We start from the raw sequence: 14,840 nt of genomic DNA, 5'->3' as shown, positions 1-14,840 counted from the left end.
GTAACGCCTCACATCGCGTCTCACACCATGATGATCGTCACGCCCCTGGGGAGCACATTCGCAGCACTCCGTGAACCCATTCCTCCGGACGGCGAAACCCCACCTCCGCCACCCGCTCAATTCAAACCACCCCCCTGGTGAATTCCCGTTGAACTCCGATCGACCGGAAGGCGTCCCCCCGCTTTTCCCGGTGCGGGACGGGGGCCCGGCATCCCCCGGTCCGGATCCTGGCCCCCCTGTGCCGGCTCCGGCCGCGGAGGAGGGTTGACCGCGTCACCACGGACCCGGCCCGGCCGCCGGGCCGGTCCCGACGACGGAGCGAGGAACCATGCCGGCCGGTCACACGCGGCGGGGACCGCTCAGGGGCGCCGCGGTCGCGGCAGCGGGGCGGGGCGGCCGGCCTCGGCATCGGGCCCGGCTCCGGCACGGCCGCGGTACGGACGTGTCCCGCGGGCCCGGCCGGCGGCGGGACCGGCACGACCCCGTTCCTGGAGGAGCCTTCGCGCCGGTCGCCCAGGAGCCGACCGTCTTCGACCTCGACGCCACCGGTCGCGTCCGGCGCGACCTGGACGGCGGCTACCCGCGCGACGGCCCGAACGCGCTGGGCCCGGAGACCGTCGGCGCCGACCACTGGCTGCTCGGCGACGGCGTGACGCACGGGGTCCGGCTGCGCGGCGGACGCGCCGGGTGGTACCGCGACCGCTGGGTGCGGTCCTCACGGGTGACGGCGGGAACTGGGGGCGAACTGGGGAGCGTGCCCGGGGCAGGCGCACCGCCCGACGGCTTCGCCCGCGACACGCGCGTGATCCCGTACAAGGGCCGCGTCCTGGCGGCGCGGGAGAGCGGACCGCTGCCGTACGAGCTGGACGGCGGCCTCGGCACCTTGGGCCCGTACGGCTTCCGGTCCACACGGGAGGGCGCCTCGGTCGCCGACGAGTTGCACCGCGATCACGTACCACCCCGCCTGGGACCACGTCCCTCGCCTCATGATCGACCGGACCGGCCGGGTGGCGCGGACCACGCGGGTGCCCGTCGCGGACGCGGCGATGATGCGCGACTTCGCGCTCACCTGGACGTACGTGTGATCGTGGACGTACGTGTGATCGTGGACGTACGTGTGATCGTGGACGTGCCGGTCACCTTCGGCGGTGCCGCCGCGGCGGCGGGCGCGCCCGTGCCGTACGCGTGGCACGACGGGCACCCCCCGCGCATCGGGCTGCCGCCGCGCGCCGGTGGCGGCACACGCCGGTTCGACGTCGACCCGGTGTGCCACTCGCGCACCCTCGACGCCCGCGACCAGGGCGACACGGCCGCCGTGGAGTACACCGGGATGCCCGCACCGTTCCACCCCGCCGGACGCGGCACGGGCGGCCCCTCGGCGACCGGGTCCCCGACGCCCGGCCGGTGGACGATCGAGCTGCGCGCGGGCCGGGTGCGGGGCACCCGGCTGGGACGACCGCCCCCAGGAGTTCCCCCCCCCGTCAGCGAGTCCCCGGCCGCACGCCGGCAGCGCTGCGCCCACACCGCGAGCACGGCGGGATGTGGGGCGCCCACGAGACCGTCGACGGGGTGCCGCCGGACGAGAAGTCCACGGACCGCTTGGTCAAGCACGACATGGCGCGGGGCAGCGCCACCGCTTCCCCGCGGGTTCGGCGGTCAGCGAGCCGGTGTTCGTCCCCGGGCGCGGCGCGCGGGACGAGGACGGCGGCTGCGTCCTGGCCCATGTGAACGATCCCGCCCGCGGCGCGAGCGACCTGGTGATCCTCGCGGCCCAAAATCTCGGCGGCCACCCCCGGCCCGCGTCCACCTGCCCGGCCGCGTGCCGCCGGGCTTCCGCGGAAGCTGGATCGCGGACGTTCGAGCCGGGGCGGGCTCGGTGGCCGGCGGGGCCGGACGGGAGGCGACGTCGCCGGGAGCGCGGTGCCGTCCGCCGGGGGAGCGGCCCCGGAGGGCCACGCCGGGTCCGCTCCGCCCTCAGGCGTCTCCCGCCTCAGGCGTCTCCCGCCTCAGGCGTCTCCCAGCCGGTGCGCACGAGGGAGTCGAGCGCGTCGAGCGACGACGCGTCGGCGAGGACGGCGCCGCTGGCCCAGGCCGTGGCCAGCGTGCTGAGGAAGAGGTCACGGCCCCGCACCCAGGGTTTGGCACCCCCGTCGCGCTGGGCCGCCTGAAGGAACTCCTCGGTGGTCGTGATCAAGCTCTGGCAGGTGAGCGCCAGCGGGGACGTGTCCCCGGTCAGCGCGGCCCGCAGCGGCTCGGGCAGCCCGTCGAAGGCGGTCACCCACTCCCCCAGCGCCCGCAGCCACTGCGCGAGCGCGGCGCGGGAGTCGGTCACCTCGCCGCGGATGGCCTCGCGGCGGGCCTCCAGCTCCTCGTCGCGGGCCTGGAGCAGAGCGGCCAGCAGCGCCTCCCGGTTGGGGAAGTGCCGGTAGAGGGTGCCCGGCCCGATCCCGGCCCGCTTGGCGATGGCGTCCATGGAGCCGGTGATGCCCTGCTCGGCGAAGAACCGCTCCGCGACCTCCAGGATGTGCGTGCGGTTGCGCTGCTTGTCCGCCCGCTGCCGGCGCTCGCCGGTGGCTGCCTCGCTCATGTCCGCGCACCTCTCGTTGACAATGCGGAGACCATCTCCGTATCGTCTCCCTCGAAAACGGAGACTAACTCCCTTTCGGTTCCGACGCCACCGCCGGCCGCTTCGGCGCGCCCGCTCAGCACCGCCGGGCGCCTCGTCCACGCGGCGTACTCGCGCGGCCCCGTGGCACGGTACCGCTCCCTCCCACCGCTGACACGCCCGCCCCGAGCCGCATCCGGCCCCGTGGAAAGGATCTCCTTGTCCAGCACCGCCGCCCTCTTCGCCGACCTCGTCCGCGCCCGGCACTCGCCGCGCCAGTTCCTGCCGACCCCGCTGTCCCCCGCGGACATCCGCGCCGTGCTGGAGGACGCGCAGACCTCCCCCTCGAACAGCAACACCCAGCCCTGGACGGTGCACATCGTCTCGGGTGCCGCCCGGGACGCCCTGAGCGAGGAACTGCTCACGGCGTACGAGGAGGGCCGGACCTCGGCGGACTTCACCGCCGACTACGGCGACGGCGTCCACCAGGAGCGGTCGCGTCAGCACGGCGCCCTCCTCTACGGGGCGCGCGGCATAGCCCGCTCGGACGTGGAGGGCAGGAAGGAGGTGATCCGCGAGAACCTGCGCTTCTACGACGCGCCCCACGCGGCCTTCCTCTTCATGCCGCGCCTCGGCGACGGGGTCCGGACGGCGGGCGACATCGGCATGTACGCCCAGACCTTCCTGCTCTCGCTGGCCGCGCGCGGCTTCCACGGCATCCCGCAGACCATCCTCGGCATGTACGCGGACACGGTCCGCACGTCACTGGGCGTCCCCGACGACCTCGCGCTGCTCTTCGGCATCGCCTTCGGCATCGGCGACGAGACCTCCCCGATGTACGACATCGGCATGGGCCGCGTCCCCCTGCGGCAGAGCGTGGTCCCGCACGACACCCCGGGAGTCCTCGACGAGCGGAATCCGCCCCGGGTACGGGGCCGCGGCACCACCTCGCCGGTGACTGCGCGGTGAGAGTGAGGGTGCCCCGCCCCGTCCACCCGCCGCGCGCGGGCGCGGGGCCCCTGTCATCCCCCGGACATCCCGCGCCGCCACATCACGGAGTCGATCGGACCGCCCGGCACGGCCCCGTCGGGAGCAGTGGCCCCTCGTGCGCGCAGCAGTGATGTACGGGGCCGGCGACGTCCACGTCGAGGTCCGGACCTTCCCCCTTGACGAAACCCCCGACGCCTGCCGGGAGATGACGGACCGCCAGGTCCTCGAGGCCCCCGCCCGTCCTTGCCCCCGAAGCAGCGGCCGGACCGCGCTGCTACATCGTTTCCGCAGGTCACGACGTTTCTGCAGAGGTGGGGCGGGTGGGACTCGAACCCACGGCCGGCGGATTATGAGTCCGCTGCTCTAACCGGCTGAGCTACCGCCCCATAGCGGCGTGTCGCGTACATGTGTGCGCGCCGTCTGCCGCAGCATAGCCGCTCATACGATCTCCTGCTTCGGGTGGTCGGCTTGCCGCGACGCCTTCACGACCATGAGGACTCCGGGGCGGCCCGCGCGGTTCCAGGGCGGGGCGCCGGACCGTGCGCGGACATGAAAAAGGACCCCTGAGGGTCCTCGTTCACCATGCTCCCCCGACTGGACTCGAACCAGTAACCTGCCGGTTAACAGCCGGCTGCTCTGCCAATTGAGCTACGGAGGACCGAGCTCCCCGGACTGGACTCGAACCAGTAACCTGCCGGTTAACAGCCGGCTGCTCTGCCAATTGAGCTACCGAGGATTGCCTCGTCGCATCGAACGTGACTCCCTGGGTAGTCGCCAGGGGGCGTGCGCTCGCTGCGACACATACATTAGCGCAAGCAGGGGGGTGCTCCGCCAATCGGTCCTCCCCGGCACCGCAGACAGAAGGCAAAGGAAGGGTGGCCGCCATGCGTTACCGGCTCACGTTCGTCGTCGGACTCGCCGTGGGGTACGTACTGGGCACGAAGGCGGGGCGGGAGCGTTACGAGCAGTTGCGCAAGACCGCCCGGCAGCTCGCGCGGAACCCGGCGGTGCGCAACACCGCGGAGTCGGCCGCGCAGCAGGGCCGGCACTTCGCGGACAAGGCGTACCACGCGGTCAGCGACAAGGTCGGGGACCGGATGCCCGACTCCGTGGCCCAGCGCGTGAAGTCCCTGCGGGAGCGCAGCGCGAGCGGCGCGGGCGGGGACGACTGGGGTACGAGCAACACCTGAGGACGGTTCCGGGCGCCGCCGACCCGGCGCCCCCCGGCCCGGCCGAGCGCAGCGATACGGCAGAATTTCGGGCATGGGGATAGTCGCCGGGTTGGACAGTTCGCCCGATTTCACTCGTATCGTCGTCTGTGACTCGGACACGGGGGCCGTGCTCCGGCAGGGGTACGCGCCGCATCCGGTGGAGAACCCCGAGGGCGGGGGCCGGCCCTCCGACGTCGATCCGCAGGCGTGGCTGCTGTCCCTCGGGGAGGCGGCCGGCGGCGGGCTCCTGGAGGGCGTCCAGGCCATCGGCGTGTCGGCGCAGGCCAACGCGGTCGTGCCGCTGGACGCCCAGGGGAACACCGTGCGGCCCGCCCTGGTGGGCGGGGACAAGCGGGCGCAGGTCGCCGGGGCGGACCTGGTCGACGCGCTCGGCGGGCGGGAGGCCTGGGCGCGGGCCGTGGGATGTGTGCCGCAGGCCCCGCATCCGGTGACCAAGCTGCGCTGGCTGGCCCGTACCGAACCGGAGAACGCCGCGCGGACCGCCGTACTGCTCCAGGCGCACGACTGGCTGGTGTGGCAGTTGCTCGGGCGGCCGGCGCGGCGGACCACCGACCGGGGCGGGGCCTCCGGGACCGGGTACTGGTCGGCGGCGACCGGCGGGTACCGGCCGGACCTGGTGGAGCTGGCGCTGGGGCACCACGCGATGCTGCCGGAGGTGATCGGTCCGGCCGACGCGGCCGGGACGACGCCGGAGGGGCTGCTGATCTCCGCGGGGACGGGCGAGACGCAGGCCGCCGCCTTCGGGCTCGGGATCGGGCTGGGGGACGCCGTGGTGTCGCTGGGCGCGTCGGGGTCGGTCATGGCGGTGCACTCCGAGCCGCTCGTCGACCCGTCCGGGATGATCACCGCGCTGGCCGACGCGACCGGCATGCACCTGCCCGTCGTCACCACCCTGAACGCCGTGCGGACCCTGCGCGGGGCCGCCGAGCTGCTCGGGGTGCCGGATCTGGAGAGCCTGTCCGAACTGGCGATGAAGTCGACGCCGGGGGCGCACGGGCTGGTGCTGCTGCCCTATCTGGAAGGTGAGCGGACGCCGCACCTGCCGCACACGGCGGGGACGCTGGCCGGGCTCAGGCGGGAGTCGATGCGGCCCGAGCACCTGGCGCGGGCCGCGTTCGAGGGGATGCTGTGCGGGCTCGCCGACGCGCTGGACGTGCTGCGCGGCCGGGGGGTCGACGTACGGCGGGTGTTCCTGCTGGGCGCGGCGGCGGAGCTGCCGGCCGTGCAGGCGGCGGCGCCGGCGCTGTTCGGGGCGCAGGTCGTCGTGCCGCAGCCCGCGGACTACGGGGCGATCGGCGCGGCGCGGCAGGCGGCGTGGGCGCTGGGGGCCTCGCGGGGGACGCTCGACGCGCGGACTCCCCCGCCCTGGCAGGGGGCGGTGGCGCAGGTGCTGGAGCCCGGGGAGGAACTGGCGGTGGGTCAGGCGGTGCGGCAGCAGTTCGTGTCCGTGCGGGAGCAGACGCATCCGGGCGCGTTCCACGCGTGAGGAGCGGCGGACGGGCACGGGTCCTGTTGGGTTAATCGGTTGAGGTAACGCGGGGGCGGTGCCCGACGATAGGGGCCAAGGGCAACCATCCGCCCTTTCGCCGACCCGAGAGACCCAGCGTGCTCATACGACTCCTGCGGACCTATCTCAGGCCCTACAAGAAACCCATCGCCCTGCTGGTGGCCCTGCAGTTCCTGCAGACCTGCGCCACCCTCTACCTGCCGACCCTGAACGCCGACATCATCGACCAGGGCGTCGTCAACGGCGACACCGGTTACATCCTGGGCTACGGCGCCCTGATGATCGGCATCTCGCTGGTGCAGGTCGTCTGCAACATCGGGGCCGTCTACTACGGTGCCCGGACCGCGTCCGCGCTCGGCCGGGACGTGCGCGGTGCCGTCTTCGACCGGGTGCAGTCCTTCTCCGCCCGGGAGGTCGCCCGCTTCGGCGCGCCGTCGCTCATCACGCGTACGACCAATGACGTGCAGCAGGTCCAGATGCTGGCCCTCATGACGTTCACGCTGATGGTGTCGGCGCCCATCATGTGCGTGGGCGGGGTGGTGCTCGCCCTCGGGCTGGACGTGCCGCTGTCCGGGGTGCTCGTCGCCGTGGTGCCGGTACTGGGCGTCTGCGTGACGCTGATCGTGCGGCGGCTGCGCCCGCTGTTCCGGTCCATGCAGGGACGGCTGGACACCGTGAACCGGGTGCTGCGGGAGCAGATCACCGGCAACCGGGTCATCCGCGCGTTCGTGCGGGACGCGTACGAGGAGAAGCGGTTCCGGAAGGCCAACGCCGAGCTGACCGACGTGGCGCTGGGCACCGGCAATCTGCTCGCGCTGATGTTCCCGGTGGTGATGACCACCGTGAACCTGTCGTCGATCGCGGTGGTGTGGTTCGGCGCCCACCGGATCGACAGCGGCGAGATGCAGATCGGCGATCTGACGGCGTTCCTCGCCTATCTGATGCAGATCGTGATGTCCGTGATGATGGCCACCTTCATGTTCATGATGGTGCCGCGCGCGGAGGTGTGCGCCGAGCGCATCGAGGAGGTGCTCGGCACCGAGAGCAGCGTGGTGCCGCCCGTCGCGCCGGTCACCGAGCTGCGGCGGCACGGGCACCTGGAGATCCGGGGCGCGGGCTTCCGCTACCCGGGCGCGGAGGAGCCGGTGCTCAGGAGCGTCGACCTGGTGGCCCGGCCGGGCGAGACGACCGCCGTCATCGGCTCGACCGGCAGCGGCAAGTCCACGCTCCTCGGGCTGGTACCGCGGCTGTTCGACGCCACCGACGGGGAGGTGCTGGTCGACGGGACGGACGTACGGACCCTGGACCAGAAGGTGCTGGCGAAGACCGTCGGGCTGGTGCCGCAGAAGCCGTACCTCTTCGCGGGGACGGTCGCGACCAATCTGCGCTACGGCAATCCCGACGCCACCGACGACGAGCTGTGGCACGCGCTGGAGGTGGCGCAGGCCAAGGAGTTCGTCCAGGGACTGGAGGGCGGGCTCGACGCGCCCGTCGCGCAGGGCGGGACCAATGTCTCCGGCGGGCAGCGGCAGCGGCTCGCGATCGCGCGGACGCTGGTGCAGCGGCCGGAGATCTACCTCTTCGACGACTCCTTCTCCGCCCTCGACTACGCCACCGACGCCGCCCTGCGCGCGGCGCTCGCCGAGGAGACGGCGGAGGCGACCGTCGTCATCGTCGCCCAGCGGGTGTCGACGATCCGGGACGCGGACCGGATCGTCGTCCTCGACGAGGGCCGGGTGGTCGGCACCGGTCGGCACGCCGAGCTGATGGCGGAGAACGACACCTACCGGGAGATCGTGCTCTCCCAGCTCACGGAAGCGGAGGCCGCCTGATGGCAGGGCCGGCGGGGCGGATGATGGCCGGGACGGGACCCGACCAGCGGTCGATGGACTTCAAGGGGTCGGGCAGACGGCTGGTCGGGCAGTTCCGGCCGGAGCGGGCGACGATCGGGCTGCTGTTGCTGTGCCTGGTGGTCAGCGTCGGGCTGAACGTGGTGGGGCCGAAGATCCTCGGCCGGGCCACCGACCTGGTCTTCGCGGGGATCATCGGGCGGGACATGCCGTCCGGGGCCAGCAAGGAGCAGGTGCTGGAGTCGATGCGGGAGCGCGGTGACGGGAACGTCGCCGACATGCTGCGCGGCACCGACTTCACACCCGGCGAGGGCATCGACTTCACGGCCGTGGGGCATGTGCTGCTGCTCGCGCTGGGCACGTTCCTGGTCGCCGGGCTGCTGATGGCGGTGGCCACCCGGCTGGTGAACCGGGCGGTCAACCGGACCATGTTCCGGCTGCGCGAGGACGTGCAGACCAAGCTGTCGCGGCTGCCGCTGTCCTACTTCGACCGGCGGCAGCGCGGCGAGGTGCTGTCCCGGGCGACCAACGACATCGACAACATCGGGCAGACCCTCCAGCAGTCGATGGGCCAGCTCATCAACTCGCTGCTGACCATCATCGGCGTGCTGGCGATGATGTTCTACGTCTCCTGGATCCTCGCGCTGGTCGCGCTGGTGACCGTGCCGCTGTCGTTCGTGGTGGCCACCCGGGTCGGCAAGCGGTCGCAACCGCACTTCGTGCAGCAGTGGCGCTCCACGGGCAAGCTGAACGCGCACATCGAGGAGATGTACACCGGGCACGCCCTGGTGAAGGTGTTCGGGCGGCAGGAGGAGTCGGCCGCGCAGTTCGCCGAGCAGAACGAGGCGCTGTACGAGGCCGGGTTCAAGGCGCAGTTCAACAGCGGGATCATGCAGCCGCTGATGATGTTCGTGTCCAACCTGAACTACGTGCTGGTCGCCGTGGTCGGCGGGCTGCGGGTGGCGTCCGGGGCGCTGTCCATCGGGGACGTGCAGGCGTTCATCCAGTACTCCCGGCAGTTCTCGATGCCGCTGACGCAGGTCGCGTCGATGGCCAACCTGGTGCAGTCCGGGGTCGCCTCCGCCGAGCGGATCTTCGAGGTGCTGGACGCGGAGGAGCAGTCGGCCGACCCGGCCGCCGCCGAGAGGCCGGCCGAGCCGCGGGGGCGGGTGGCGCTGGAGCACGTGTCCTTCCGGTACGACCCGGAGAAGCCGCTGATCGAGGACCTGTCGCTCACCGTCGAGCCGGGGCACACGGTCGCCATCGTCGGGCCGACGGGGGCGGGGAAGACGACCCTCGTCAATCTGCTGATGCGGTTCTACGAGGTGTCCGGCGGGCGGATCACGCTCGACGGGGTCGACATCGCGCGGATGTCGCGGGACGAGCTGCGGGCCGGGATCGGCATGGTGCTCCAGGACACCTGGCTGTTCGGCGGCACCATCGCGGAGAACATCGCGTACGGGGCGTCCCGCGAGGTGACGCGCGGGGAGATCGAGGAGGCCGCGCGGGCCGCGCACGCCGACCGGTTCGTACGGACGCTGCCCGACGGCTACGACACGGTGATCGACGACGAGGGCAGCGGGGTCAGCGCCGGCGAGAAGCAGCTCATCACCATCGCGCGGGCGTTCCTGTCCGACCCGGTGATCCTGGTCCTGGACGAGGCGACGTCCTCCGTGGACACCCGTACCGAGGTGCTGATCCAGAAGGCGATGGCCAAGCTGGCGCACGGGCGGACCTCGTTCGTCATCGCGCACCGGCTCTCCACCATCCGGGACGCGGACACCATCCTCGTCATGGAGAACGGCTCGATCGGCGAGCAGGGCGCGCACGACGAGCTGCTCGCGGCGGGCGGGGCGTACGCGCGGCTGTACCGGGCGCAGTTCGCGCAGGCGGTGGCGGAGGTGGACTAGGGCCTGGGCTGGGGCTGGTTGCCGGGGGCGGGCGGGTCCGCGCCCCGGCCGGTCCCGTCCCGGTCAGTCCAGGTAGCCCCGGAGCTGGTCCGCGAAGGCGTGGTCGCGGAGTTTGCCGAGGGTCTTGGACTCGATCTGCCGTATCCGCTCCCGGGTGACGCCGAAGATGCGGCCGATCTCCTCCAGGGTGCGGGGGCGGCCGTCGACCAGGCCGTAGCGGAGCTGGACGACCTTGCGTTCGCGTTCGCCGAGGGTGGAGAGCACGGCCTCCAGGTGCTCGCGCAGCAGCAGGAACGCGGCCGACTCCACGGGGCTGGCGGCGTCGCCGTCCTCGATCAGGTCGCCGAGGGCGACGTCGTCCTCCTCGCCGACCGGGGCGTGCAGCGAGACCGGCTCCTGGGCGAGCCGCAGGACCTCGCTGACCCGCTCGGGGAGCAGGTCGAGGTGGGCGGCGACCTCGGCCGGGGTCGGCTCGTAGCCGCGTTCCTGGAGCATGCGGCGCTGGACGCGGACGACCCGGTTGATGAGTTCGACCACGTGGACGGGGACCCGGATGGTGCGGGCCTGGTCGGCCAGGGCGCGGGACATGGCCTGCCTGATCCACCAGGTGGCGTACGTGGAGAACTTGTAGCCGCGGGCGTAGTCGAACTTCTCCACGGCCCGGATCAGGCCCAGGTTGCCCTCCTGTACCAGGTCGAGCATGGTCAGGCCGCGGCCCACGTACCGCTTGGCGACGGAGACGACCAGGCGCAGGTTGGCCTCGATGAGGCGGCGCTTGGCCAGGCGGCCCATGACGACGAGCCGGTCCAGGTCGTGGGCGAGGCGGCTGTCCAGGTCCGGGGCGGTGCCCAGCTTCTCCTCGGCGAACAGGCCGGCCTCCACGCGGCGGGCGAGTTCGACCTCCTCGGCCGCGGTGAGCAGCGGGATGCGGCCGATCTCCCGCAGGTACTGGCGGAACAGGTCCGCGGAGGGGCCGCTGCCGGTGTCGACGCGGGCGGGGGGAGGATCGACGGGCTCGGGGTCCGGGTCGGGGGCGGCCTCGGGGTCGGACTCCGAGTCGGGCTCGGGGGTGGTCTCCGGTGCGGCCGGCGGGTTCTCCGGGCGGGCGCGGTGCTGGGCGGGCACCGCGCCGAGGACGTCCGCGGCGGCCTCGGGCTCCGCGGGACCGCCGGTACCGCCGCCGGCGCCGGTGTCGCCGCCGGTGTCGCCGCCGGTGTCGGTCTGTGCGAGGGTCTGGGTCTGCACGGGTGCGACCTCCAGGGTGATCGCTGCCCGGCCGTGCGGCAGCGCTGCTTCGCGGGCGGAGTCGGCGGCCCCGCCGCTGTCCGTCCCGTACGCGGGGGCCGGAACCGCGGGGTCGGGGGACCCGTGGGGGACGGGGACGGCCGCGCTCCGAGGACTCAGGCACCGGCACCAGTGTGGGGTACGACACATCACCGCCACGAGGGGCGTGCGGTGACTTTTTGCGTCCGGTCCGTGACGGCGCGGTGCTCAGAGGGCGGCGGCGCCCTGGTCGCGCAGGGCGCGGTCGTACTTCTCCAGCACCCACAGCTCGTTCTGCACGGTGGCGAGATGGGCGGGGTCGCCGCCGTTGCCCAGCCGGGTGAAGGTGGCGTGGATGTCGCGGATGCGGCGCTCGACGGCGCGGCGGCGGACCCGGACCAGCACCTCACCCGCGTACACCTCGTCGACCGCGCGGCGCATGATCGCCTCCACGGCCAGCTCGGTGACCATCGCGCGGACGGTGTCGTCGGGGGCCGCCTCGCGGACCCGGACCAGGTACTCCTGCGGGTCCTCGACGCCGTGCTCGGCGCCGCCCGCGTCCATGATCGCCTGGCGGACGGCGGCGTAGGGCGGGGCGGTGAACTCGTCCACGCCGTACGCGTCGAAGGCCGGGGAGACCAGCTCGGGGCGCTGGAGGGCGAGCTTGAGCAGCTCGCGTTCGGTGGCGTAGACGGGGTTGCGCAGGGTCAGGGACGGGCCGCGGGGGGCGGCGGCCTGGGCCGGGGCCGCGGCGTACTGCTGCCGGGGGCCGCCGGGGGCGGGCCCCCGGTCGCCGCCGCCGCCGCGCTCGCGGGCCCAGCGGGCGAGCTGGGCGACGCGCTTGACGACGAACTGGGTGTCGAGGATGCCGAGCATGCCGGCGAGCTGGACGGCGACCTCGTGCTGGGCGCCGCTGTTCTTGATGCGGGCGACGACGGGCGCGGCCTCGTCCAGGGCGGCGGCGCGGCCCGCCGGGGTGTCCAGGTCGTACCGGGAGACGATCTGGCGCAGGGCGAACTCGAACAGCGGGGTGCGGGGCCGGGTCAGGTCGGCGACCGCCTCGTCGCCCTTGGCCAGGCGCAGGTCGCAGGGGTCCATGCCGTCGGGGGCGATGGCGATGTACGTCTCGGCGGCGAACTTCTGGTCGTCCTCGAAGGCGCGCAGGGCCGCCTTCTGGCCGGCCGCGTCGCCGTCGAAGGTGAAGATCACGCGGGCCGAGCCGTTGTCCATCAGCAGCCGGCGCAGGATCTTGATGTGGTCGGTGCCGAAGGCGGTGCCGCAGGTGGCGATGGCCGTGGTCACGCCGGCGAGGTGGCAGGCCATGACGTCGGTGTAGCCCTCGACGACGACCGCGCGGGACGCCTTGGCGATGTCCTTCTTGGCGAGGTCGATGCCGTAGAGGACCTGGGACTTGCGGTAGATGGGGGTCTCGGGGGTGTTGAGGTACTTCGGGCCGTTGTCCGCCTCGTAGAGCTTGCGGGCGCCGAAGCCGACGACCTCGCCGCCGATGTCGCGGATCGGCCACATCAGCCGGCCGCGGAAGCGGTCGATGGGGCCGCGGCGGCCCTCCTGGGCGAGCCCGGACAGGAGCAGTTCCTTGTCGGTGAAGCCCTTGCCGCGCAGGAAGCGGGTGAGGTGGTCCCAGCCCTGCGGGCTGTAGCCGACGCCGAAGTGCTGGGCGGCGGCCTGGTCGAAGCCGCGGTCGGCGAGGAAGACCCGGCCGGTGTCGGCCTCGGGGCTGGTCGCGAGCTGCTCCGCGTACCACTCGGCGGCGAGTTTGTGGGCCTCGACCAGGCGGATGCGCTCGCCGCGCTGGTGGGAGGGGTTGTACCCGCCCTCCTCGTAGCGCAGCGTGATGCCGGCCTGGCCGGCCAGCCGCTCGACCGCCTCGGAGAAGGTGAGGTGGTCGATCTTCATCACGAACGTGATGGTGTCGCCGCCCTCCTGGCAGCCGAAGCAGTGGAACAGGCCCTTGCTGGGGCTGACCTGGAAGGAGGGCGACTTCTCGTCGTGGAACGGGCACAGTCCCTTGAGGTTGCCGCCGCCCGCGTTCCGGAGCTGGAGGTACTCGGACACCACGGCGTCGATCGGGACCGCGTCCCGTACCGCCTTCACGTCCTCGTCGTTGATCCGTCCAGCCACGGGTGAATTCTACGGGGGCGCCGGGACACTCAGGGGACGAGGCTTTCCAGCGGGACCCGTGGGTCGGACAGCGCCTCGGCGTCCACCCGGGTTCCGGCCCGGATCAGCCGCTGGACCGGCTCTGTGACGTCCCACACGTTGACGTTCATCCCGGCCAGCACCCGGCCGTCCTTCCGCCAGAACGCGATGAACTCCCGCTTGCCCGCGTCGCCCCTGATCACCACCTCGTCGTACGTCCCCGGCGGCGCCCATCCGCTGTACTCAAGGCCCAGGTCGTACTGGTCGGAGAAGAAGTAGGGGACGCGGTCGTACGCGACCTCCTTGCCCAGCATGGCGCGGGCGGCGGCCGGGCCGCCGTTCAGGGCGTTGGCCCAGTGCTCCACGCGCAGCCGGTCCCCCTGGCGGGCGCGGGGGAACGAGGCCACGTCACCGGCGGCGAAGATGTCCGGGTCGGAGGTGCGCAGCCGCGCGTCGACGGCGACTCCCCCGCCGTCGGCCGGGGCGGCGATCTCCAGTCCGGCGGCCTGGGCGAGGGAGACGCGCGGCGCGGCGCCGATCGCGGCGAGCACGTCGTGCGCGGGGTGCTCCTCGCCGTCGTCGGTCCGGGCGGCCAGCACCACGCCGTCCTGGCCGACGATCTCGGTGAGGGAGACCCCGAAGCGGAAGCGGACGCCGTGCGCCCGGTGCAGCTCGGTGAAGACGGCGCCCAGCTCGGGGCCGAGGACGCCGTGCAGCGGGGTCGGCGCGGACTCCACGACGGTGACCTCGGCGCCGTACTCGCGGGCCGCCGCCGCGACCTCCAGGCCGATCCAGCCGGCCCCGGCGATCACCAGGTGGCCGTTGTCCCGGCCGAGGGCGGCGAGGACGCCTTTGAGGCGTTCGGCGTGGGCGAGGCGGCGCAGGTGGTGGACGCCGGCGAGGCCGGTGCCGGGGATGTCCAGGCGGCGGGGTTCGGCGCCGGTCGCGAGGAGCAGCTTGTCGTAGCGGACGCGGGTGCCGTCGTCGCCGTAGTGGACGGTGCGGGTGGCGCGGTCGACGGCGACGACGGTCTGGCCGAGGTGCAGCTCGATGTCGTGGCGGGCGTACCAGGCGGGCTCGTGCACGAAGACGCTGTCGCGTTCCTCCTTGCCGGAGAGGTAGCCCTTGGACAGGGGTGGGCGTTCGTAGGGGTGGTCGCGTTCGTCACAGATGAGGATCACCCGGCCGGTGAAGCCCTCCGCGCGGAGTGTCTCGGCCGCCTTGGCACCGGCCAGGCCCCCTCCGACGATGACGAATGTCTGATCAGCGTCGACCACTTGTTTGCCTCCTCGTCAGCGTTCCGCCACATGTGAGCGTCCCGCA

10 protein-coding genes, 3 tRNA genes and 2 pseudogenes are annotated in these 14,840 nt (G+C 73.0%); 8 read left to right on the top strand and 7 right to left on the bottom strand.

Going from position 1 to position 14,840, the window contains the following annotated elements:
- Window positions 1–328: 328 nt before the first annotated feature.
- The 3 genes and pseudogenes from Sdagh_RS30340 to Sdagh_RS36780 form a co-directional block, all read left to right on the top strand.
- A pseudogene (locus tag Sdagh_RS30340) lies at window positions 329–844 on the top strand (carotenoid oxygenase family protein); the annotation flags it as partial.
- Between the two features lie 142 nt (window positions 845–986).
- Window positions 987–1,085 carry a carotenoid oxygenase family protein gene (locus Sdagh_RS30335; protein WP_226535966.1) on the top strand — a complete coding sequence of 33 codons (99 nt, stop codon included), beginning with the start codon at window positions 987–989 and terminating at the stop codon, window positions 1,083–1,085.
- Between the two features lie 63 nt (window positions 1,086–1,148).
- Window positions 1,149–1,724: pseudogene (locus Sdagh_RS36780) on the top strand (hypothetical protein); the annotation flags it as partial.
- A 266-nt stretch (window positions 1,725–1,990) separates the two neighbouring features.
- Here the strand turns inward: Sdagh_RS36780 and Sdagh_RS30325 are convergent.
- Entirely contained in the window at window positions 1,991–2,587 is a 597-nt protein-coding gene (locus Sdagh_RS30325; protein ID WP_189412917.1) for a TetR/AcrR family transcriptional regulator, read from the bottom strand.
- Between the two features lie 237 nt (window positions 2,588–2,824).
- Between Sdagh_RS30325 and Sdagh_RS30320 the strand changes: the two genes are divergently transcribed.
- Window positions 2,825–3,574, top strand: coding sequence for a nitroreductase (locus Sdagh_RS30320; protein WP_189412916.1), 750 nt, complete (start codon window positions 2,825–2,827; stop codon window positions 3,572–3,574).
- Between the two features lie 333 nt (window positions 3,575–3,907).
- Here the strand turns inward: Sdagh_RS30320 and Sdagh_RS30315 are convergent.
- The 3 genes from Sdagh_RS30315 to Sdagh_RS30305 form a co-directional block, all read right to left on the bottom strand.
- Window positions 3,908–3,981, bottom strand: a tRNA-Ile gene (locus Sdagh_RS30315).
- A gap of 199 nt (window positions 3,982–4,180) precedes the next feature.
- Window positions 4,181–4,253: transfer RNA gene (locus Sdagh_RS30310), tRNA-Asn, on the bottom strand.
- Between the two features lie 5 nt (window positions 4,254–4,258).
- A tRNA-Asn gene (locus Sdagh_RS30305) sits at window positions 4,259–4,331 on the bottom strand.
- A 148-nt stretch (window positions 4,332–4,479) separates the two neighbouring features.
- Between Sdagh_RS30305 and Sdagh_RS30300 the strand changes: the two genes are divergently transcribed.
- From Sdagh_RS30300 to Sdagh_RS30285, 4 genes are all read left to right on the top strand, one after another.
- A complete protein-coding gene (locus Sdagh_RS30300; RefSeq protein ID WP_189412915.1) occupies window positions 4,480–4,785 on the top strand; it encodes a YtxH domain-containing protein in 306 nt (101 codons plus the stop codon).
- Between the two features lie 73 nt (window positions 4,786–4,858).
- On the top strand, window positions 4,859–6,313 hold the full coding sequence (locus Sdagh_RS30295; RefSeq protein WP_189412914.1) for a xylulokinase: 1,455 nt from the start codon (window positions 4,859–4,861) through the stop codon (window positions 6,311–6,313).
- A 119-nt stretch (window positions 6,314–6,432) separates the two neighbouring features.
- Window positions 6,433–8,166 (top strand): ABC transporter ATP-binding protein, encoded by a 1,734-nt coding sequence (locus Sdagh_RS30290; RefSeq protein WP_190007892.1) that lies wholly within the window; start codon window positions 6,433–6,435, stop codon window positions 8,164–8,166.
- Entirely contained in the window at window positions 8,166–10,094 is a 1,929-nt protein-coding gene (locus tag Sdagh_RS30285; protein ID WP_190077592.1) for an ABC transporter ATP-binding protein, read from the top strand. Before Sdagh_RS30290 ends, Sdagh_RS30285 begins: the two co-directional genes overlap by 1 nt.
- A 63-nt stretch (window positions 10,095–10,157) precedes the next feature.
- On the opposite strand, the gene Sdagh_RS30280 is transcribed toward Sdagh_RS30285, so the two are convergent.
- From Sdagh_RS30280 to Sdagh_RS30270, 3 genes are all read right to left on the bottom strand, one after another.
- Window positions 10,158–11,339 (bottom strand): RNA polymerase sigma factor, encoded by a 1,182-nt coding sequence (locus tag Sdagh_RS30280; RefSeq protein WP_372478483.1) that lies wholly within the window; start codon window positions 11,337–11,339, stop codon window positions 10,158–10,160.
- 246 nt (window positions 11,340–11,585) lie between these two features.
- Window positions 11,586–13,499, bottom strand: a complete 1,914-nt coding sequence (gene dnaG, locus Sdagh_RS30275) for a DNA primase (protein WP_189412908.1) — start codon at window positions 13,497–13,499, stop codon at window positions 11,586–11,588.
- 29 nt (window positions 13,500–13,528) lie between these two features.
- Window positions 13,529–14,794, bottom strand: a complete 1,266-nt coding sequence (locus tag Sdagh_RS30270) for an NAD(P)/FAD-dependent oxidoreductase (protein WP_189412906.1) — start codon at window positions 14,792–14,794, stop codon at window positions 13,529–13,531.
- Between the last annotated feature and the right edge of the window lie 46 nt (window positions 14,795–14,840).

It is taken from the genome of Streptomyces daghestanicus, from assembly GCF_020521275.1.
In the GTDB taxonomy this organism is placed as follows: Bacteria; Actinomycetota; Actinomycetes; order Streptomycetales; family Streptomycetaceae; genus Streptomyces; species Streptomyces griseoviridis.
The sequence above is the reverse complement of the archived record's forward strand: the minus strand, read 5'-3'. Positions and strand labels throughout refer to the sequence as shown.